Origin of the sequence: Pontibacter pamirensis (assembly GCF_010015475.1) — a bacterium.
GTDB lineage: Bacteria > Bacteroidota > Bacteroidia > Cytophagales > Hymenobacteraceae > Pontibacter > Pontibacter pamirensis.
This window is the reverse complement of record NZ_SSNI01000038.1, coordinates 1-19,497: the sequence shown is the minus strand read 5'-3', so window position 1 is coordinate 19,497 and position 19,497 is coordinate 1. Positions and strand designations below refer to the sequence as shown.

Genomic DNA, 19,497 nt, shown 5'->3' with positions numbered 1-19,497 from the left:
TTGATAATTCAGTGCAAGCCCCTACTTTTGTACACGAATCAAGAAAGAGAGATGGCAGAGCGGTCGAATGCGGCGGTCTTGAAAACCGTTGACTGTAACAGGTCCGGGGGTTCGAATCCCTCTCTCTCTGCCGGTAGCGATACCAAAAAGAGCAAAAAGCCCGTAAATCGTTGATTTACGGGCTTTTTCGTTTCCGTAACCTAGCTAAATCATTCAGTTTTTCTCCATCCTAAGGGGTACAATTCGGATACCAAAAGTCAAAATAATTCTTGGTATCCGAATTTGCTGTATCCTTTTGATTTACAGCAAGATGTACAGGTATTGTACATCTTGTGGAGCCTGCAAATGAATGTTAACTTAAACAGTAAAAGGAGGAAACGAAATGGACACAAAAATCAGCATCCTGTTCTACGGCAAGAAATCCAGGACCACCAGCGATAACCTGCTGCCTATCTACCTGCGCGTCACCATCAACGGAAAGCGTTTCGAAACCTGCACAAACCGTAACGTCGTTCCCGGTAAATGGTCTGTGGAGGCAGGCCGTGTGAAAGGGAACACCGAGGAGGGCAGGAGAATAAACTCATACCTGGACCTACTGAGGTCTAAAGTATATGCCTATCAACAGGAGCTCCTGCAGGAAGGAAAGCCGGTGACAACAGAGACACTCCGGGATAAGTGGCTGGGGGTGGAGGAGAAGCCCGTCATGCTGCTTGAGGTGTTCCAAAAGCACAATGAGCAGGTAGAGCAGCTGGTGGGGAAAGACTTTGCGCCGGGCACGCTGGAGCGCTACAAGACCTCCTTGCTTCATACCCTCAATTTCATTAAGTGGAAGTATAAGGCAGAAGACATTGACGTGAAGAGGCTCGACTTCGGCTTTATCTCCGACTATGAGTTCTGGCTCAAGAGCGTCAGGGGCTGTGCCCACAACACCACGATGAAGTACCTGGGCAACTTTAAGAAGGTAATCCACATTTGCATGAAGAACGGCTGGCTGCAGCGCGACCCTTTCCTGGGCTTCAAGATGAGCAAAAAGGAGGTGGTGCGGGCCTTCCTTTCTAAGGAAGAGCTGCAGAAAATGGCAGGAAGGGAGTTTGAGATGGAGCGGCTCAGCCAGGTGCGGGACATTTTCCTTTTCAGCTGCTTCACCGGCCTAGCATACGCGGATGTGCAGAAGCTGAAACGCTCCGAAATCGTTACCGGCCCGGACGGGGGGAAGTGGATATACACCAGCCGCCAGAAGACCGACACCACCTCCAGGATTTCACTGCTGCCTACGGCCATGACCATTCTGGAAAAATATGATGAACATCCGCAGTGCCTCAACCAGGACAGGGTGCTCCCGGTGCTGAGCAACCAGAAGATGAACGCCTACCTCAAGGAGATAGCAGACCTGTGCGGCATCCATAAGCCGCTCACCTTCCACATCGCCCGCCATACCTTTGCCACCACCGTCACGCTCTCGAACGGGGTGCCTATCGAGTCCGTGAGCCGGATGCTGGGCCACACCAACATCAAGACCACGCAGCACTACGCCAAGATACTGGACCAGAAGGTAAGCGAAGACATGCAGTTGCTCAAAGACAAGTTTAAGATATAGCCAAAGGTGAACAACCAAGCTTTTAATGTTTAATGTGCTGGGGGATGAGAACGTGCAGGTTTAGTTGTAGCCCCTGCCTGGAAGTCATTAGACAGCTACAGGGATGCCGGTTGTGCAGCATATGAGCCAAAAACGAAATTGCTCCCGACAATGCTGTTTCGGAGAGCTGCAATAGCCTGGCTTCTTTCTTTCCCCTTTTGTAGCAGTTACAATGTTTTCACTAATTAGCCTGCTTTGTCTGTTTACTTTGTTTCACCTGGTTACCAGGCTTATGCTGTTTATTGAGTAGTAGCTTTAGAGTGCTCCAGTGGGTGATGGGTCTCTAATGGCAGGGGTGAGAATAGGGGGTGTAGAAGGTGTTGTTTACTTTCTATATTCGTGCTTTGCAGATGCAGTATGTAATAAAGTGAGAGATAGTACAGCGGTACTTCTATTATGACGGGCCGAATGGCTGCTGATTTATGAAGAGTGCCTGCCCGTCTCATATTGTAAAATCAAATGGATTTATGAGACTTGCTCTTGCGGCTGTACGTGCAATGGTGTAATATTAGGAATGGCAGAAATTGACCTAAATCGGATAGAGCATTATCAGTCCTGGTTAGCAGGCCTGAAGGACAGAATACGGGTTTCGCAGCTGAAGGCGGCGGTCAGGGTGAACACAGAGCTAATGCTGGTGTACTGGCAGCTAGGGAGGGGAATCGTGGAGAAGCAGCAGGAGGCGGGCTGGGGTGATGCGCTGATCGAGCAGCTGTCAAGGGATCTCAGCGCCGCCTTTCCCGAGATGAAGGGCTTCTCCAGGACCAACCTCTTCTATGTCAGGAAGTGGTACCTATTCTACAGCAGAGAGCGGGAATCAGTCCCACAGCTTGTGGGACAATTAAGCCAGGTGCCTCCCCTGAATAGCGAACAGGAATTAATCCCACAGCTTGTGGGATCAATTCCGTGGGGGCATAACCGCGAGATAGTGACCAAGTGCTCAGACGTCAGAGAGGCGCTCTTTTACGTAAGCGAGACGATACGCCACGGCTGGTCACGCGCCGTACTGCAGCACCAGCTGGAGAGCGGCCTGTACAGGAGACAGGGGAAAGCCCTGAACAACTTTGACCTGACGCTTCCCAAGCCCCAGGCGGATCTGGCAAACGAAACGCTCAAGAACCCCTATAACTTCGATTTCCTCAGCCTTGGCCCCGAGGCACGGGAGAAGGACCTGGAGGACGCGCTGGCTGATCAGGTTACGAAGTTTCTGTTGGAGTTGGGCCAAGGCTTCGCCTACATGGGCAGGCAGTACCGGCTCAACGTCGGAGGGGATGATTTTTATTTGGATGTCTTGCTGTACCACACCAAGTTGCGCTGCCATGTGGTGGTGGAGCTGAAGGTGACGGAGTTCCAGCCGGAATACGCGGGGAAGCTGAGTTTCTACCTCAACGCGGTGGATGCGCAGCTGCGGCACCCGAATGACAACCCGAGCATCGGCATTCTGCTTTGCAAGACGCCGAACAAGGTCGTGGTCGAGTACTCGCTGAAAAATGCGACAGCCCCGCTGGGCGTGGCTGAGTACCGGCTGATGCATGCCGTTCCGGAGGAGTTGAAAGGGGAGCTGCCCTCCATTGAGGAGCTGGAGGAAGAACTGGGAAGAAGGCTTCAAAGCAACGGTGGCAGCGAAAGAAATTAGCCTCCCTCTGTTCCACAGGGCGATGGGTATTGGTCATAGAAGAAGGTGGAGAAATAGCCTATAGACAATGGAAGCCACTCTTCTGAGTGGCTTCCATTGTCTAGTATTCCAGCATGTTTTGCTGTAGTGACTATGGCGTAAACTCCCATACCTCTTTGCTGTGGTCTTCACCTCCCCAACCTCCGGCGACATATGTCTTACCTTGTATGGTGAAAGCCACATTACCGCTATGGTTTATATTTGGGAAAGGCTTAAGCTGCCTCCAAGAATCGCTTTCAGGAATATATTCCCAAAACGGGGCACCTCCAAACTACTGTTTCTCTGTCGTAATGGCTTTAAGGGATTAGTATATAAAGGACTGCTGATGAAAGAAGGCGAAAAAAGGGACTGTCTACGTTTACAGAAGCTAGGATGTCAGATAAAAGCCTCTGATGTCGGTTAAATGTCGGATAGATAACTTTGCTTGCATGAAGCAGCAACGAAAAGGTAAGTGGCTTCAACACAAGGTTAACTATAAGAAAAGGATGGCTCCTCCTAATGAAGAGCCATCCTTTTCTGTAGCCTTATAAAGCTGAATTATATCAGTAACATGTATGGCTTAGTGGTGGCAAAATTACTTTTCGCTCCACTTAAGCAGCTATGGCCACGGCAGGCAGCGCATCTTTATTCTCCTGCGTCTTCAGGTCCAGTATATAGTTAGCTGCTTTGAAAGCTCTGGCACCCGCGTAGATAATCATGGTCTTGTCATCTTTAAATTTACTCGCCCAACCCTGCAGGTACGCCACAGAGTTCTCAAACACAGCCTCTTTAATGCCGGTGAAGGCACACAGGAAGCTGGCCCCCATCTCAGCTGTTAACTCTTCTTTGCTGTAGTTCTCATCACCGAAACGGCTTGCCTTCTCCTCTTCCGTAAAGCGGTTGAGCCTTGAGGGGTGGCCGGTGGAGTGAATCAGTTCATGGAACAGCGTAGCGTGGTATGCCTGGGAGGAAACAAATTTTTTGAGCTCCGGCATCTGCACCCTGTCACTGGCGGGCGCATAGTAGGCTTGCGACCCTCCGTGCAGAATCTGTGGGCGCGGCAGGGGGTAGTGGTCCACCACGCGTTGGCAGGCTTCGATGATCTGCTGCCCTGTTTTCTCAGGAGTTGCCGGCAGTTTATAATCAATGCCTTCCACCTGGTCGATGTTGAACACTGTCCATATAAAAGGCACGAATTTTATTCCGTGCCTGTCATTTTCCTCTTCTGCCTGCTCACCGGTATGTTCACCTGCCTTCTCTTCGTATATTTTCCAGTAGATGACTTGAGTGCCTTCCTCGCCTTTCCGCACGTGGCCACCCAATTCCTGCGCCTGTTTATAGGTGAGAAAGTAGGGCATCGTGAAGCTGTTTTTCTCTGTGATGTAGTTCAGGTAAAAGGCATTGAAGCCTTCGTAGTGCCGGCCAGAGAAGTGGTTCTTCGGAAGGCCGTAGGGGCTCCAGGGCTTCTGCCAGAGCACTTTTCCCTGCTCCAGCTGCGCGATTACTTCGTTTGTCACCTGGTCTGCCAGTTGATTGAATTTCTGATATGCGTTCATAGCTTTAAGTATTTAAGTTGTTGATAAATTATATCCCGGAGCGTCTTCTGATTCCATGGCTCCACCTGTAAGAAAAGAGGGGCTATAAAAGCCCCTCGTCTGCCAGCGAATAGTAACTCTCGCTGGTGAGGATGATGTGGTCCAGCACCGCGATGTCGAGCAGTTCCCCGCCCTGTTTTATCTTCTTTGTCAGCTGCAGGTCAGCCGCGCTAGGCTTGAGGTTGCCGGAGGGGTGGTTGTGGCAGAGGACGATGGAGGAGGCGCAGGCTTTCAGGGCCGCCACGAAGATGAGCTTCGGGTCCGCCACGGTGCCGGCCACGCCTCCTGTAGAGGTCTCGTAGATGCCCAGCACCTTATTGGCCCTGTTGAGGAGCATGACCTTGAACTGTTCCACAAACTCTATCTTGCCTGTGTCCTAGCTTTCCTTTAGCACATTGTAGCAGTCGGTGGAGCAGGTGACCTGCGGCCTTTGGGAGGGTTTCACTTTAGCGCGGTAAGTGAGCTTAATTTCTGCCACTTTGGAGAAGGAGGAGTTTTGGATGAGCTTTTCCATAATCTTTGTCTTTTTAGTGTGAGGAATTGATTATGGTGCCCCACCTGCCTTCGGGACGGACTAAGGGCAAGGTGGAGACGGCAAAAATGCGGAGGCTCCCCGGCAGGGGATACCCATTTTTTCCGTACTACCTTGTCCCCGTGTCCGGCACGCAAGGCTACCTTTGCGCCCGAATGAATTGCCCCCGCACTTTTGCATTTCAGTGGCCGGAAGGAAGGAGGATTCAAAAGGTGTTCTGGAGGAAATGACTTTGCAGCCAGGCTACAGGTGGTCCTGGAGTTGATAAGAATTAAAAGAGAGCCCCGGCATCTAAGAGGATGCCGGGGCTTGGGCTTTGCGGTGCTGCAAGCGGTAACTATAGCAAAATGCTTGTTTGGGCACACGCTATCAGGGGCAGCACTGTTATCTTTACATGGTCATTCCCTTCCTGTGGGTCCGCCTCTGTTCGGGCTGGTCTTCTGCTGCCAAGTCCCTCCGTGTTTCCTTCCGCTGTGCCTGGTGCTCCTCTCTTAAGATGGTCTCCCGCTTCACAGGCTTCATGTGTTCGTCAAATACGTTGATTGTCTTGTACTGCGGGCTGGCCTCGATAAAGCGCTTTGCCTCCTGGCCGTCCTGCAGGGCCGTCACCTGCTGCAGGTTGCCCCGCCCGAGGGAGCGCAGCAGCCGCTCCTTTTGCTGCGGGTCCTCCAATTCCCTGATGGCGAACTGTTTCAGGGTCTTCTCCAGGTCATAGCCGTAGTTCTCGTGGAACTGCCGCACCTTGTGGTTGCCCTGCGGGTCCTTCTGGCTGGGTCGAGCTGCAGCCAGGCCCTGTAGGGCTGGTTCTCCTGGTTGACCAGCTCCTTGTGCACCGAGCGGCCGCTCAGCAGGTTATAGGCCTCCTTGGCCGTGATGCCGCTGTTCTTGTTGATGTAGAAGGTCTGCGAGGCTTCTTTGGCCGAATCGTCTGGTTTGAGCGTGGCATCATACTTGTTGAAAAAGTACATGTCGCTCTGGTCCGGCCTTCGGAAGTGCAGGGTGTAGTCCATGTTGCTGCTGTGGTGAGGTATCTGCAGGCTGAGCCGGAACTCCGGCTGCTGACTTTGCACGTTTTTTTCCAGTTCCCCGTTCAGGTTGGTGCCGAAGCCCATGTATTTGAGGCCTTCCTTCAGGTACTCGAGGTTCTTTTCATTCATGGTGATAGGATTAAGTGGTTAAAGTTCAGTGTCAGATAGCTGTTCATTTGCCAGGAAGAGCGGGCAGGCCTTGAGGATGTCACTGTGGCGAATCTTCAGTTTGGGGGTACCTGCCGCCGTTCTTCTCGAACAGGTCAAGCACCAGCTCCTTATTCCGGTCTAGATTGTGCTTCTCCAGCGCGAAGACCAGCACCTTCCTGTGCCCGGCCTCCAAAGTATGGTCATCTCCCCCGTAAGTGTAGAGCGGGGCAATTTCCTCTTCCTGCGTGGCGGTGCGCTTTGCCTGCTTCCTGTCCCGCAGGGTAAAGCGGGTAAAGTCAATCTCGTAGGGGACAGGGGATGCATTTGTGAGCACGACTCTGTAAAAGAGGGTGCTCCCCCGGATGTAGATGCCCTCGAGTACGGCCTTCGCTCCGCCCTCCTTGTCTTTGACGCCGTAGTGTATCCGTGCTCGAATTTGCTGCAACTTATTAATAAACAGAAAGATATACAGGTTTCGTACATCTTGTGGAGCCTGCAAATGAATGTTAACTTAAACAGTAAAAGGAGGAAACGAAATGGACACAAAAATCAGCATCCTGTTCTACGGCAAGAAGTCCAGGACCACTAGCGATAACCTGCTGCCCATCTACCTGCGTATCACCATCAACGGAAAGTGGCTCGAAACCTGCACAAACCGTAATGTCACCCCCGGTAAATGTTCTGTGGAAGCAGGCCGTGTGAAAGGGAACACTGAGGAGGCCAGGAGAATAAACACGTACCTGGACATACTCAGGTCCAATGTGTACGCATACCAGCAGGAGATCCTGCAGGAGGGGAAGCCGGTGACAAGGCAGCACAAAATCCAAAAGAGCCTACTGCAGCACCGGCACTGGCTAAACGCCAGCAAAAGATGTCAGCCAACTGGAAGCAGCCTGATCAGGTAATCGTGTTAGGTACAGAACCGGGTCTTAAATATGACCTGGCACAGCTGAATCTCCGGAAAAGGTAAAAGCCGTGAGGGCGACTACGAAAGATAAAACTGGTTTTCATTCACCTGAAGAACTGCTAAAGCAGCATCCGCTGGAGAAATAGATTTTTAGAAGTGTCCAGTTAATCAATTATTTATTGATAAAGGCTTATCTTTATCAGAAGCAACTTTGGCTTGAAAAACTATTTTTTAGTAACATGAATAATATCTTCTTCCTGTTAGTCCTGGCAAGCACGCTGTTTTCAGGCATAGCGCCCAAATCAATAAGCCTCTTCAATGGCAGAGATCTTAGCGGCTGGCATATAGATGTACCGGAAATGGATAAAGATCCAAATGTAAAAAGTCCCTTTATTGTCCGTGATGGAAAGCTCGTGAGCCTTGGAACACCCAATGGACACCTGATCACGGATAAGACCTATAAAAATTATGTGCTTGAGCTGGAATATCGCTTTGCAGCCGAACCCGGTAATTGTGGAGTGCTGGTGCATGCCTCTACCCCAAGGGCCCTCTACAGCATGTTTCCAAAATCAATCGAAGTACAAATGATGCATGAGAATGCAGGTGACTTCTGGTGTATCGTAGAAGACATTAGTGTACCGGATATGGAAAGCCGGCGTGGTCCCAAAGAAGAATGGGGTATAACAGAAGGCAAACAAAGAAGGATTGTTAACCTCACGGATGGTTCTGAAAAACCCCTTGGAGAATGGAATAAAATGAAGATTGAATGCCTCGGCAGTTCCATTAAAGTTTGGGTAAATGATGAACTGGTAAATCAAGGCTTTAACAGCACAGCAGAAGAAGGTCATATTGCACTGCAGGCAGAAGGTTCAGAAGTGGAGTTTCGAAAAGTAGAGCTGACTCCTATAAAAAGTAAAAAGCAAAGCTGGAGGTGAGCCTCCTAGGTTAATAATTAATTGGTAATTCTATAAAAGTAATGATAGGTTGTGGTTAGCCACAAAAAAGCGGATAGCCATCAGGTGCCTCTCAAGCCTTTTGGAAAAGGAAAGAGACTTCCTGACTAGCCGCGCGCACCTCTGCCTGAGAGTGCAGAAGAACCTCTCAGCATGGTTTGTATTTTTCTTTTTGGCAGAGGACGCGTGTCTTGCCGCCGGTATCACCTTTTTGTAGGCCTCCCACTCATCGGTGAAGAAAGTTGCCTGCTGCCTGTAATGCTCCGGCACCTCTTCCCAAAGCCCCTTTGCCCCCGCTGCGCCTCTGTCTCCCAGATGCAGGGCGATTATCTGCCTGCTTTTCCTGTCCTGGGCCACCCACAGCCATTGCTTGTTGGCTTTGAAGCCGACAAAGCTCCACAACTCATCGCTCTCGCACTCATAGCACTTAAGCTGGCTCTCTGCCTTGCAAGCCACCTGCGCGTTCAGGTCCTGAGGCACTTCCCCGTACAACTCATCCATGTAGCGGTAGAGGTGGTAAGCGGGAATGTTCACCACTCTGCAGATACCCGCTAGGGAGATGCGCTCGAGCAAGAGCAGTTCGATAAGCCTTTTCTGCTCCAGGCTCAGCATCTTATTCTGCCGCTCAAAGACAAACTGCCGCGAGCAGTCCTTGCACTTGCCCCTGGCTTTGCCGTAGTAGGTTCTCCCGTTTTTGACTATATTCACACTGCCGCAGTAGTAACATGACTTGTTCATGAGGGTAAGACTTAGATTCGACACCTAATCTTACCGCTACTGCGGCTCTTTATGTTGCTTCATTACTTTTATATGTTGCTTCATTACTTTTGTAGGACTACCAATTAATTAAAGCGCAAAGAAGATTTCTTATAATTTCACAGCTATTGATAAAGTAGTCTCAGGCAGCCACTGTTTGGTTGCCCAGCAGGTTTTCATAAAAGCAAGGAGCCATGTGACCAAGTGCTGAATGCCTCCTTTTACGCAAGCCTTCAATAACGCTCAAACACAGCCAACAGGGCCTGCTGCTTGATGGCAAACTGATGCAATAGGCGCCATTAAATGTAAGAACATGATAAACGGCGTTGCTTATATGCAACGGCTAAGGATAAAAATGCCCTTGCATACTCAAAAAGTATGTATTACCTTCTCATGATGTATCTCTCCTGCTCAATATTAACACTCGGAAATCATGGTCAAACCTTGTATTTTATACACTTCATTTATGATTCTTGTCTATTTGTGTGGCAATTTGCAATCAAAGGCTAGCGGAAAAGGAGAGGCAGTCATTTATGAGGAAGGGCTGAGAATTGAGCAAGATGAAAATGCCGGGACCATCTCTGTCTTTCGCTCTGACGGCAATGAGCCGATCCTGGTACAAAATGCGAAGAAGGACACTCGGCCATACATTCATCCCATCATCGCGCCTGACGACAAAGGCTTGCTCACCGAGTACCGCCCGAAACACCACCTGCACCAAACCGGGCTTTACTGGGGTTTAAAATTGGTAAACAGCCGCGACTATTTTATGAACTGGCAGGGTGACTACTGGAAGCGAGTGTCAGCGAAAGTCATTGAAGGTAAGGGACTGGAAGTCGAATGGCAGACAGTGTATGATATGCTGGATGAAAATGGCAAAACGATTATGACCGAAACACAAAACTGGTCTATGCAGGAACAAGACGGGAAATACGTGCTGGACCTGGAGTGGAAAGGTGAGGCAAAAACGGATATCACCCTCGGTAAATTCTATGTAGGGGGCCTGTTCCTCCGCATGCCATGGCACGAGGGAATTAAAGGAGAGGTGGTCAATGCCGTGGGGCAGCGAAATAAGGCGGCTGAGGCACAACGCGCCATCTGGGCTGATGTCGGGATACAGGTACCGGGAAGGGATGATATGGCGCACATCGCCATGTTCGACCACCCGGATAACAAGGGTTTCCCCACCCCCTGGCGGGTGGACAATGAGTTAGGGGTGGGCCCTTCCATCCAGATACTGGGCGATAGGAAAATAGAAAAGGGGGAGACGGAGAAGACCCGCTATAGGTTGGTGGTATACACTGGAGAGCGGAGCGACAAGGAACTCACCCGCGCCTGGAAAGACTTCGTCTGTAAATATTAATAGACTCCTGATTCCTGAGGTGGGATACACCTGTAGGGAGGGTATATCAATCGCCTGGCAAAGATGCTGGGGATAGAAAATGGCTGCGGATGATCGCGCAGTAAATTAGTTTCTCGCTGTAAATCAAATTGCAAATCTATGGCACTTATAAAAACATTTGCATGCTGTTTCTTCCTTTTTCCCCTCCTGTACGGCTGCAGTCATAACGCCCCAACTCTCACCCGCAACACGACCCAGCCGAAGCCATTATCCGGAGGAGAGGGAGGTGACCGGTTGGATAACTTTACGGTCTGGGCAATCTACAGAGGAGACAAGAGGGCCAACCAATACGCTGAACTGGCCCAGATAAATGCCACCAATGTTCACCAGCTTGAGAAAGCCTGGGAATACCACACAGGCGACCCAAAAGGACCCTCGATGTACAGTAATCCCATTATTGTTGATGGCCTGATGTATTTCACCACGCCCAAACTGAATGCGGTTGCATTAAACGCCGTCACCGGAGAAGAAGTGTGGGTGTTTGAATCTGGTAAATACAATGCGGAAGAAAAGGGTTTCCGTGGGCGTAGCCGCGGCGTCACCTATTGGGAAGACACGAAAGGTAAAAACCAGCGGATTTATAATTTCGTGAAAGACCGGGTGTATGCCATAGATGCCAAATCCGGCGCCCTTATCGAATCGTTTGGAGAGGGTGGTTTTATTGATCTGCGACAGAACCTGCCGGTGGATCCTGAAAAGGCTTCCATTGAGGTTACCTCTCCCGGTATTGTATACAAGAACTTCCTTATTGTGGGTTCGCGTGTGCCCGAAGGGGAGCAGTCTACACCAGGAGACGTTCGCGCCTATGATGCGGAAACCGGAGAGTTCAAATGGATATTTCATACTATTCCGCTTGAGGGCGAGTATGGATACGAAACCTGGGAATTTAAAGATGGGGTAACCTACGGTGGCGCTAATCCATGGGGCGGCTTCTCATTGGACGAGGAAAGAGGTTGGGTTTTCTTCGCCACCGGATCGCCTGCACCGGATTTTATTTACGGGGGAGATCGAAAAGGGGAGAATTTGTTCGGAAACTGTGTCCTGGCACTGGATGCGACGACAGGGGAGCGCAAGTGGCATTACCAGACTATCCACCATGATATCTTTGACTACGACAATCCTCCGGCCCCGATGCTAACCACTATCACTTCGGAGGGAAAGTCCAGGGATGCGGTGGTCCAGCTTACGAAAATGGGACTCACGTTTGTGCTGGACCGGGATACCGGAGAGCCTATTTTCCCTGTAGTGGAGATGCCCGTGCCAGCGTCAGATGTGCCAGGTGAGGAAGCCTGGCCTACGCAGCCCTTCCCTTTAAAGCCTGCGCCGCTCGCTCGCATCATGCTGACGGAGGCCGATCTGACCAATGTAACCCCAGAAGCGCGTGCCTCTGTCCTGGAGCAGTTCAAGAAATACAAAACAGGGTTTCTATACACGCCAGCTTCCGAGCAGGGTACCATCACACTACCGGGGCATCAGGGAGGCATGGAATGGGGTGGCGGCTCTTTTGATCCCTACTCAAACACCCTGTACGTGAATGTGAACGAGGCTCCCACTATCAATCAGCTTGTAAAGTATTATGATCATGATAACAGCCTGGCGGCGACACCAATCCAGCGTGGCGCCCTGATATATAATAAAAACTGTACTTCCTGCCATGGTGCTAGCAGACAGGGTAGCCCGCCTGCATTTCCCCCGCTCACTGACCTGAAGCTGAAAAGTGAGGAAATTCGCGCTGTCCTTCATAACGGCCGGGGTATGATGCCGGCTTTCACCCAGCTTACAGGAAACCAGGTGAACGATGTAATCGCTTTTTTAGAAAGTGACGAGAACGACGCGAACGAAGCAGAACACCTGAACCCTATGGGCGCGCGTGTGCGGTACTCGAATGAAGCCCCCTTTTTTGTTGACCCTTATGGCGCTCCGGCCATTTCCCCTCCATGGGGAACGCTCAACTCCATCGACCTGCATACGGGTGAAATTTTGTGGAAAGTCCCGCTGGGCGAGTACCCCGAGCTGGTTGCCAGAGGTATTCGCAATACGGGCGCGAAAAGCTTCGGCGGACCGGTTTCCACGGCTGGAGACGTGGTATTTATCGCAGGCACCCCGGATGAGAAGATACGGGCATTTAGTTCGCATTCAGGGGATGTTTTATGGGAGTATCAATTACCCGCGGGTGGTTATGCAACACCGAGCACTTACATGATAGACGGTAAGCAGTATGTGGTGATAGCCGCCGGAGGCGGAGGGAAGAACGGCACAAAGTACGGCGACTCTATCATGGCATTCGCGCTACCCGATCCGGAAAGTGAAATTAAGGCGAAGAATAAAGAAGCGGGCGCGGGTTGGACTGATCTCTTCGACGGATCCACCTTAAACGGCTGGGTCCACCTCAACGGCTCGCATACCTATGCCGTGGAAGATGGGGTCATTGTAGGAAGGACAGTAAAAGGCAGTCCAAATTCTTTTCTCAGTACGAAACAGAAGTTTGACGATTTTGAGCTCGAACTCGAAGTGATGGTCGATAGCGTTACCAACTCGGGAATTCAAATCAGGACAAAGATCAAGCCTGTAACGGTAGGCGATGGCCCAGATTCAAGAGCCGGAAGAGTATATGGGCCTCAGGTGGAAATGCAAAGGAACCGCCGCCCAGGAACTCCAACCACGGGTCTTATTTATGGAGAGGCATTAGGCACGGGTTGGCTCTCATCAGAGGACAAAATACAGAATGGGCATAACTATCTTGTCGATGACGGATGGAACAAACTGCGAATTGTAGCGAAGGGGCCGCGCATTCAGACGTGGGTGAATGGGCACCAGGTGGAGGACGTGGTAAGTGAGGAGGTTTACAAGACCAATCCTGCAGGGTTTATTGGTTTACAAATGCATGGCATAGAGGGAAGAGGTCCATATGTTATGAAGTGGCGGAATATTAAGATTCGGCCTCTATAATATAGACTAGAATACACCCATCTTCATCAAACACTGTTCAACACGATTTAGAACTTCCTAATTTGCAGTTTCAAGAAAGTAGGGTTGGCTTGGTGCCTTTGGTTACACCATAATCTACCTGTAAAGTGTGGCAGATGTCGTTGAAAACATGAACTATGATGAACCTTCTGCATGACACAGCCATTCACTTAAATTAAGCGGCCACGGCGGGCAGCGCTTATTTGCTTTCCTCTGTCTTCAGGTCCAGTAGTATGTAGCTGGCTGCTTTGAAGGCCTTTGTACTGGCGAAGATAATCATGGTCTTGTCGTCTTTGAACCTGCTGACTTAGCCCTGCAGGTGAGCCAGGAATTTTCAAACACGGCCTCTTTAATGCCGGTGAAGGCAAACAAAAAGCTGGCCCCCATTTCGGTGATCAACTCTTCTTTGCTGTAGTTCTCATCACATCGGGCAGTTACTTACCGGAGGCGTGAGTGTGGAGGACGCTACTGTTTCAGTGGGCGAGCGGCTGGACATTATCCCATCGGTCAAGACGCTGCTGGAGTTTGAGGAGGCCAACGCCGGGAAGCCGCGTCGGGAGGACATCCTCAGCAAGGCTATAAAGAAGCATGTGGAGGGACGTTACGACTACGTGCTCATCGATATGCCCCCACCTGGGCCTGATGACCTATAATGCCCTGTATGCCTCGGATTATTACATCATGCCGATGCAATCCGAGTTCTTCAGCTATGACGGGATTGACACCCTTATCGGGCACTGTAAATGTATTTCGGAAGACATCGGCCTGGAGTTGGGCGGTATAGTGCTGGCGCGCTACAATGAGAAGAAAAGGGGAATGGCGCTGCAGGCAATTGCCAGCGCCATCAAAAGTGTTCCGGACTTTAACATCTACATCCGCGAGAACAACAAGCTGTATGAGGCGCAGTTGAAGCACAAAGACATTTTCTCTTATGATCCGGGATGCAACGGGGCGGAGGATTATAATAAACTAACACTAGATTTCATTCTTACGGTCTCACAGTCATGCTGCATGATTGTGAGACCGTAAGAATATCATGCGGAATCTAGTTCAAATAATGGAAGGGGGCTTTTCTCTCAGCTGTTTTAACCATAATCGAAAAGCTGCCCTTGGGAACAGGCACAAGAAGAAAATCGTGGCTAGGGAGGAGGGAAGCCGGCAGTGCAGCATCTACCAGTCTCCAGAAGATATCCTGGTAACCTAGGGTATGCTGCAGGCAGGAGAGGTGCACCACCTGCTTTAAACCTGCTGCCAGCGCTTCACGGGCTATGCATAGCAAGCTTAAAGACAAACCTGTTTGAGCAGCCTGAAGCTCTGTCATACAATAATGTAGGAAGTTAGTAATACAGAATTACAGAACGCCAGAATTATAGAGTTAAAGTATTACAGTATGACAGCATTACAAGATGAGAGTGTAACAACAGAAGTGTAAAGGGAAAAGAAAGGGTTTTTCAGACGGGGAGGGAAAGGGTTTGGAAAGCATCCTGTTTTACAAAAGGGGGAATGGTAAACTGCACGGACAGAAAAAAGGGAATTGCTGTACTGATGCAGCAGGGAGGACACATTAGCGGATTCACCTGATAAGCGGTCTCTAAAGTTAGTGACGGCAACAACCTCCGGGCGGTACAGGCCCGGCTTTGATTGGGAGGCGCTCAGTTACCCTGACAGCAGTGGTAGCGCCTGTGCTCCGAATCATCCAGCACGATATCTCCTTTCGTGTCTTGTAACTGGTGAAAGCTGGCGGTGAGCGCGTCCTCGTCTGAGATGTCGGCCACAGCCATGAGGTAGGCCATTTAAATCGGTCATCTTCACCCTGTCAGTATTTTAAAGACCAGTGTAAAGGCAGGAGGAGGGCAGCATCGGGTAAGCCGGCATAGACAAACACTGCTTGCCTGCGCCTCGAGAGCACCTGATGAAGGAACATAGTTTCCGTTTTATTTCCCTTTTGTATAAGACGTAGCAGGCTTACTTGGGGAACACAGCCTATGGTTGCAGGATAGTTTGAGTGGTCTTTTAGCACTGCATGACAGTAATTTTGAACGACAAACTTGCGGTAATCATATAATACTATAATTTTATCATGTTGTCATACTGTCATGCAATACAACAGCAATATGATGCTCTGAATTATACGCATAAACCTACTAATAAAATAAGCAGGCGCGCGTATAGGAGAGGAAGAGCGTAAGACAGGGAAACAGACAGAGCGGAAGCCAGCCAAGGGCAGGAGCCGGGGGAGCCTGTCCTGATGGGGGAGGAGTACCAGGAGTAGAAGACATTAGCTTTCTTTCTTTCTTTCTTTCTTTCTTTCTTTCTTTTCCCTTTTGTAGTGCCCCTCAGGGACCAGCCTTCACAGGCTCTCCATAGAACCACTAATTGCCGAGCCCGTAGTATAAGTTGCCCAAAGCAGGTTAATTTTATTCATAGATTTAAAGTATTGGTATGTCAAAAGGATCAAAGAGTATAGCCGCAGAGTTGATAAAGGGTGCCGTAGCGGGAGCCGCTTCCGTGTGGGTGATGGACAGGATCACCTGGTATATGTACAAGAATGAAGACCCCAAAGCTTATCTGAAAGAGAAAAAAGCGCAGGTGCACGGAAAGTATGTAGCAGACGTGGCCGTGGATAAAGTGCTTAAGGCAACCGGAACAGACCTGGATCAAAGACAGCGGTGGATGGCAGGGAGAGGGGTGCACTATTTTCTGGGAATAGCGCCGGGAATGCTTTACGCCGCCTTACGGCACAAGGTAAAGGGCTTGGATGCAGGAGGCGGTTCGCTGTACGGGCTCGGCCTTTTTATGGTGATGGATGAAATAGTAGCACCAGTGACAGGCTTGTCCTCAGGTCCTACTGCTTACCCATGGCAGGCGCATGCTAGGGGCTTGGTGGGCCACCTTGCGGTAGGGATGGTGACCGATGGGATCTTGAGAGGGTTGGACAAAGGGCTGCCAAGGTAGCAGTAGGTGCTACATACGGGTAGCGCAACACGCAGCTTTATAAAAGGGGCTATTGCCGGCCAACTTTAAAATTATCTCCTTGTATTCAGACGTGGGAATATCAACCGTGCTCTTCCTAGTGTCTGTTAACAGGTACTTCACATCATACTGCCTGACGGTTTCGACGATGATGTTTAGCGTATAGGCAGCCTCACTGGCAGAGTTGTAGTCAAGCTTTATGAGTTTGTTTGGTATAATCACGGAGGCCGCTTTTTATCTTTTGTAGAGACGCATCATAAATGTAGTTATTATGTCTTGTCCTGAAATCAATGGATAGAGTGTAAGTTCCGGAGAAAGTGGTTCAGCGTCAGATTAGATACTGCTGGCGAATTAAAAATAGTGGAACCAAAGGCCTTGGAGAGCATGAGAAACGACAGCCAACTAGCAGGCATAAGCGTTCAATAAACTTACTCATGTTGTAGATTCATTTAGCTTAGGTTCTTATGTCACTACGTCCACAAACTATTCCTGCCATTCCCCCAGAAACTGTTCGTGTCGCTCAAGCGGCCTTTCCTCATGGAAACATCTATATGCAACTCAAAGATGAGCTGGGAAGCATTTACCGGGATGAGGCTTTTGCCTCCCTGTTCCCACAGCGGGGGCAACCGGCTGCTTCTCCCTGGCGGCTAGCCATGGTTACCGTGATGCAGTACATGGAGAACCTGTCTGACAGACAAGCCGCGGAGGCGGTTCGGAGCCGGATAGACTGGAAGTATGTCCTGAGCTTAGAGCTGGCAAATGCCGGTTTTGACAGCAGTGTCTTATCCGAGTTCAGAAGCCGTCTGGTACGCGGTTCAGCCGAAGATATGCTGCTCAACCTGCTCTTAGACAAGTGCCGGGAGCAGAACTGGTTAAAAGCCAAAGGGCGGCAGCGCACGGATTCTACCTCTGTACTGGGGTGGATGAGGGCCACCAGTATGCTTGTGTGTGCCGGGGAAACACTTCGGGCTGCTTTAAACAGCTTAGCCATTGTTGCGCCGCAGTGGCTCAAGCAACATAGCCCGCCGGATTGGGTAAAACGTTATGCCAGACGCATAGAAGATTCCCGCTTACCGGAAGGCAAGGAAAAGCAAGCTGCCTATGCCCTGCAGGTGGGTATGGATGGACATGCTTTGCTGGAGGCCATCTATGAGCAGGAGGCAGGGCAGTGGCTGGCTTCCGTCCCCGCTGTTGATGTGCTGCGACAAGTGTGGCTGCAGCAGTTTGGAATAGAAAACGGAAAGGTATTCTGGCGTAGCCGACAGCAGGAAGGCATTCCTCCTGCCGCCCGTCTGATAAGTTCGCCTTATGATTTGCAGGCGCATTATGCCCGCAAGAACACCACCTCCTGGATTGGCTATAAAGTGCACCTGACCGAAACCTGTGAGCAGGACCTGCCTCATCTGATTACCAACGTTGCCACTACCGCTGGCCCCGTCCCTGACACGGACATGACGCAGCCTATTCATCAATCTCTGAAAGAGAAGGAGCTCTTGCCGGCCATCCACCTGATAGATACCGGCTATTTGGATACCCCACTACTTGCCACTAGCCGGCAGGAGTATGGTGTGGATTTGCTTGGTCCTTCCCGGGCGAATTACCAGTGGCAGGCACGCACGAAGGAAGGTTTTACGGCAGCTGTTTTTCAGTTGGATTGGCGAAAACAGGAGGCTGTTTGCCCCCTGGGCAAGCATAGCGTAAGCTGGTCACCCTATACGGCTCCTAGCGGCATAGAGACAGTGAAAATCAAGTTTTCCCAGAAGGATTGTAGCTCTTGCCCAGGCAGGTCAAAATGCACCAAGGCAAAGCGGCGCACTATCTCGGTACATAAGGAAGAACACTACCTGGCTTTACAGGCTGCTCGGGAAAGAGAAAACACTGTGGCTTGGAAAGAGGAGTACGACAGACGGGCTGGTATTGAAGGCACCATCTCGCAGGGAGTCCGTGCCTTTGGATTAAGGCGCGCCAAATATGTCGGTTTAGCCAAAACTCATCTGCAACACGTACTCACGGCAACGGCAATGAACTTTGGGCGAATCGCTAATTGGCTGGCAGATGTCCCTTGGGAGAAGACCCGAATGTCGGCTTTTGAGAAGCTGATGCTACCGTTATAAGCAACTTTATGAATTCGCCAGCAGTATCTAATCTGACGCTGAACCTCGTTGCGACGGAATCAGGTGGTTAGTTTATACGGATTCTCCATGTTGGGAGCAGTTATATTTGCTTTGTACGGTGTGGTGGCCACCTGGCAGACAGCCAGCTTCGGGCGGGTGTACGCCACGTATGGCGGTATCTTCATTTTCATGTCTCTTCTATGGGCGTGGAAGGTCGATAACTTCAAGCCGGACACGTATGATGTTATCGGAACCGTGGTCGCACTGATAGGGGTTTTCATTATTATCTACATGCCACGGAAGTAGTGTGAATGGATGCAAGCGGCCTGCTGCCCCAAGCGCAGTAACAGCCGCAACACGGGCTTCAGTAATGAAGCACGCTATAACAGTAGCGGTTAGTGTGCGTACCAAGACTTCTCAGCCCCGCTTAACGAATGAACTATGAAGAAAGCAGAAGCTATCGTAAGCTCCGCCGCAATGAGAGGAGGTGCCTCATGAGTCCCTGGATTTGAGCATTGGTGTTGATTGCGGCTGTTTGGGGTGTTTAAAATCATGAGCAGCGGGTCAACAGGAAGTTCTTCTTAGAGCGGTGCGGGATTAGAACTCCGTTTAACGTGAACTCGGGAATTAAGCTAATGTTCTGGAGGGTCTAAATCTTGTGTTTTGGTGGTCGAGAAAGGTGTAGGCTGTCAGGCCTGAGAGGATGTGGACCAGGGCGTTGAGGGGATTTCGGTGGCGGGTGTGGTCGATGTCGCACACAGTCATGAGGATGTCGTTTACAGCCTCTATGCCCCCTCTCTTCCTCAGGTTGAGCTTGTCTGAGAGCGTTAGGA

At 50.4% G+C, this 19,497-nt stretch carries 21 protein-coding genes, 1 tRNA gene and 1 pseudogene; 11 read left to right on the top strand and 12 right to left on the bottom strand.

Annotated features, from left to right (window positions below):
* Nucleotides 1–45 precede the first annotated feature (45 nt).
* The 3 genes from E1919_RS22120 (at nucleotide 46) to E1919_RS22110 (ending at nucleotide 3,269) form a co-directional block, all read left to right on the top strand.
* Nucleotides 46–130: transfer RNA gene (locus E1919_RS22120), tRNA-Ser, on the top strand.
* A gap of 252 nt (nucleotides 131–382) precedes the next feature.
* A complete protein-coding gene (locus E1919_RS22115) occupies nucleotides 383–1,597 on the top strand; it encodes a site-specific integrase (RefSeq protein WP_162055591.1) in 1,215 nt (404 codons plus the stop codon).
* Nucleotides 1,598–2,150: 553 nt separating this feature from the next.
* Nucleotides 2,151–3,269, top strand: coding sequence for a PDDEXK nuclease domain-containing protein (locus E1919_RS22110; RefSeq protein ID WP_162055590.1), 1,119 nt, complete (start codon nucleotides 2,151–2,153; stop codon nucleotides 3,267–3,269).
* 130 nt (nucleotides 3,270–3,399) lie between these two features.
* Here E1919_RS22110 and E1919_RS28160 read toward each other — a convergent pair whose 3' ends face one another.
* The 7 genes from E1919_RS28160 to E1919_RS22085 all read right to left on the bottom strand — a co-directional run bounded on the left by E1919_RS28160 (nucleotide 3,400) and on the right by E1919_RS22085 (nucleotide 7,037).
* Entirely contained in the window at nucleotides 3,400–3,489 is a 90-nt protein-coding gene (locus E1919_RS28160) for a hypothetical protein (RefSeq protein WP_394351808.1), read from the bottom strand.
* A gap of 409 nt (nucleotides 3,490–3,898) precedes the next feature.
* Nucleotides 3,899–4,843: an ArdC family protein gene (locus E1919_RS22105; RefSeq protein WP_162055589.1), complete on the bottom strand. Its 945-nt coding sequence runs from the start codon at nucleotides 4,841–4,843 to the stop codon at nucleotides 3,899–3,901.
* An 82-nt stretch (nucleotides 4,844–4,925) separates the two neighbouring features.
* Nucleotides 4,926–5,237 carry a JAB domain-containing protein gene (locus E1919_RS22100; protein ID WP_317168263.1) on the bottom strand — a complete coding sequence of 104 codons (312 nt, stop codon included), beginning with the start codon at nucleotides 5,235–5,237 and terminating at the stop codon, nucleotides 4,926–4,928.
* 21 nt (nucleotides 5,238–5,258) lie between these two features.
* Complete coding sequence (locus E1919_RS28075; protein WP_317168262.1) at nucleotides 5,259–5,396, bottom strand: hypothetical protein; 138 nt, start codon at nucleotides 5,394–5,396, stop codon at nucleotides 5,259–5,261.
* A 408-nt stretch (nucleotides 5,397–5,804) separates the two neighbouring features.
* Nucleotides 5,805–6,155: a hypothetical protein gene (locus tag E1919_RS22095; RefSeq protein ID WP_162055588.1), complete on the bottom strand. Its 351-nt coding sequence runs from the start codon at nucleotides 6,153–6,155 to the stop codon at nucleotides 5,805–5,807.
* Complete coding sequence (locus E1919_RS22090; protein ID WP_162055587.1) at nucleotides 6,107–6,571, bottom strand: hypothetical protein; 465 nt, start codon at nucleotides 6,569–6,571, stop codon at nucleotides 6,107–6,109. The genes E1919_RS22095 and E1919_RS22090 overlap by 49 nt, the downstream gene beginning before the upstream one ends.
* Nucleotides 6,572–6,650: 79 nt before the next feature.
* On the bottom strand, nucleotides 6,651–7,037 hold the full coding sequence (locus tag E1919_RS22085; protein WP_162055586.1) for a DUF4138 domain-containing protein: 387 nt from the start codon (nucleotides 7,035–7,037) through the stop codon (nucleotides 6,651–6,653).
* Nucleotides 7,038–7,128: 91 nt separating this feature from the next.
* On the opposite strand from E1919_RS22085, the gene E1919_RS22080 reads away from it, so the two are divergent.
* Both E1919_RS22080 and E1919_RS22075 read left to right on the top strand, forming a co-directional pair.
* Nucleotides 7,129–7,497 (top strand): Arm DNA-binding domain-containing protein, encoded by a 369-nt coding sequence (locus tag E1919_RS22080; RefSeq protein WP_162055585.1) that lies wholly within the window; start codon nucleotides 7,129–7,131, stop codon nucleotides 7,495–7,497.
* A gap of 241 nt (nucleotides 7,498–7,738) precedes the next feature.
* Complete coding sequence (locus tag E1919_RS22075) at nucleotides 7,739–8,434, top strand: 3-keto-disaccharide hydrolase (RefSeq protein ID WP_162055624.1); 696 nt, start codon at nucleotides 7,739–7,741, stop codon at nucleotides 8,432–8,434.
* A gap of 30 nt (nucleotides 8,435–8,464) precedes the next feature.
* Here E1919_RS22075 and E1919_RS22070 read toward each other — a convergent pair whose 3' ends face one another.
* Complete coding sequence (locus E1919_RS22070) at nucleotides 8,465–9,190, bottom strand: IS1 family transposase (protein WP_262888749.1); 726 nt, start codon at nucleotides 9,188–9,190, stop codon at nucleotides 8,465–8,467.
* 484 nt (nucleotides 9,191–9,674) lie between these two features.
* On the opposite strand from E1919_RS22070, the gene E1919_RS22065 reads away from it, so the two are divergent.
* The 3 genes and pseudogenes from E1919_RS22065 (at nucleotide 9,675) to E1919_RS22050 (ending at nucleotide 14,606) form a co-directional block, all read left to right on the top strand.
* Nucleotides 9,675–10,571 (top strand): DUF6807 family protein, encoded by an 897-nt coding sequence (locus E1919_RS22065; RefSeq protein ID WP_162055583.1) that lies wholly within the window; start codon nucleotides 9,675–9,677, stop codon nucleotides 10,569–10,571.
* A gap of 138 nt (nucleotides 10,572–10,709) precedes the next feature.
* On the top strand, nucleotides 10,710–13,559 hold the full coding sequence (locus tag E1919_RS22060; RefSeq protein WP_162055582.1) for a 3-keto-alpha-glucoside-1,2-lyase-like domain-containing protein: 2,850 nt from the start codon (nucleotides 10,710–10,712) through the stop codon (nucleotides 13,557–13,559).
* Nucleotides 13,560–14,026: 467 nt separating this feature from the next.
* Nucleotides 14,027–14,606 (top strand): annotated as a pseudogene (locus E1919_RS22050) (ParA family protein).
* A gap of 16 nt (nucleotides 14,607–14,622) precedes the next feature.
* Here the strand turns inward: E1919_RS22050 and E1919_RS22045 are convergent.
* On the bottom strand, nucleotides 14,623–14,898 hold the full coding sequence (locus tag E1919_RS22045; protein ID WP_162055579.1) for a hypothetical protein: 276 nt from the start codon (nucleotides 14,896–14,898) through the stop codon (nucleotides 14,623–14,625).
* Nucleotides 14,899–15,229: 331 nt separating this feature from the next.
* Entirely contained in the window at nucleotides 15,230–15,370 is a 141-nt protein-coding gene (locus E1919_RS22040; RefSeq protein ID WP_162055578.1) for a hypothetical protein, read from the bottom strand.
* 649 nt (nucleotides 15,371–16,019) lie between these two features.
* Here E1919_RS22040 and E1919_RS22035 point away from each other — a divergent pair.
* The gene (locus E1919_RS22035) at nucleotides 16,020–16,532 is read left to right on the top strand and encodes a DUF1440 domain-containing protein (protein ID WP_162055577.1); all 513 of its coding nucleotides are present in this window, start codon (nucleotides 16,020–16,022) and stop codon (nucleotides 16,530–16,532) included.
* Nucleotides 16,533–16,541: 9 nt separating this feature from the next.
* Here the strand turns inward: E1919_RS22035 and E1919_RS22030 are convergent, their stop codons facing one another.
* Complete coding sequence (locus E1919_RS22030) at nucleotides 16,542–16,772, bottom strand: hypothetical protein (RefSeq protein WP_162055576.1); 231 nt, start codon at nucleotides 16,770–16,772, stop codon at nucleotides 16,542–16,544.
* A 242-nt stretch (nucleotides 16,773–17,014) separates the two neighbouring features.
* Here E1919_RS22030 and E1919_RS22025 point away from each other — a divergent pair, with 242 nt between their 5' ends.
* Complete coding sequence (locus E1919_RS22025) at nucleotides 17,015–18,664, top strand: IS1182 family transposase (protein ID WP_162055575.1); 1,650 nt, start codon at nucleotides 17,015–17,017, stop codon at nucleotides 18,662–18,664.
* 87 nt (nucleotides 18,665–18,751) lie between these two features.
* Nucleotides 18,752–18,970, top strand: a complete 219-nt coding sequence (locus E1919_RS22020; RefSeq protein ID WP_162055574.1) for a YnfA family protein — start codon at nucleotides 18,752–18,754, stop codon at nucleotides 18,968–18,970.
* A 321-nt stretch (nucleotides 18,971–19,291) separates the two neighbouring features.
* Here E1919_RS22020 and E1919_RS22015 read toward each other — a convergent pair.
* A partial coding sequence (locus tag E1919_RS22015; protein ID WP_237144778.1) for a transposase occupies nucleotides 19,292–19,497 on the bottom strand: 206 nt, incomplete at its 5' end.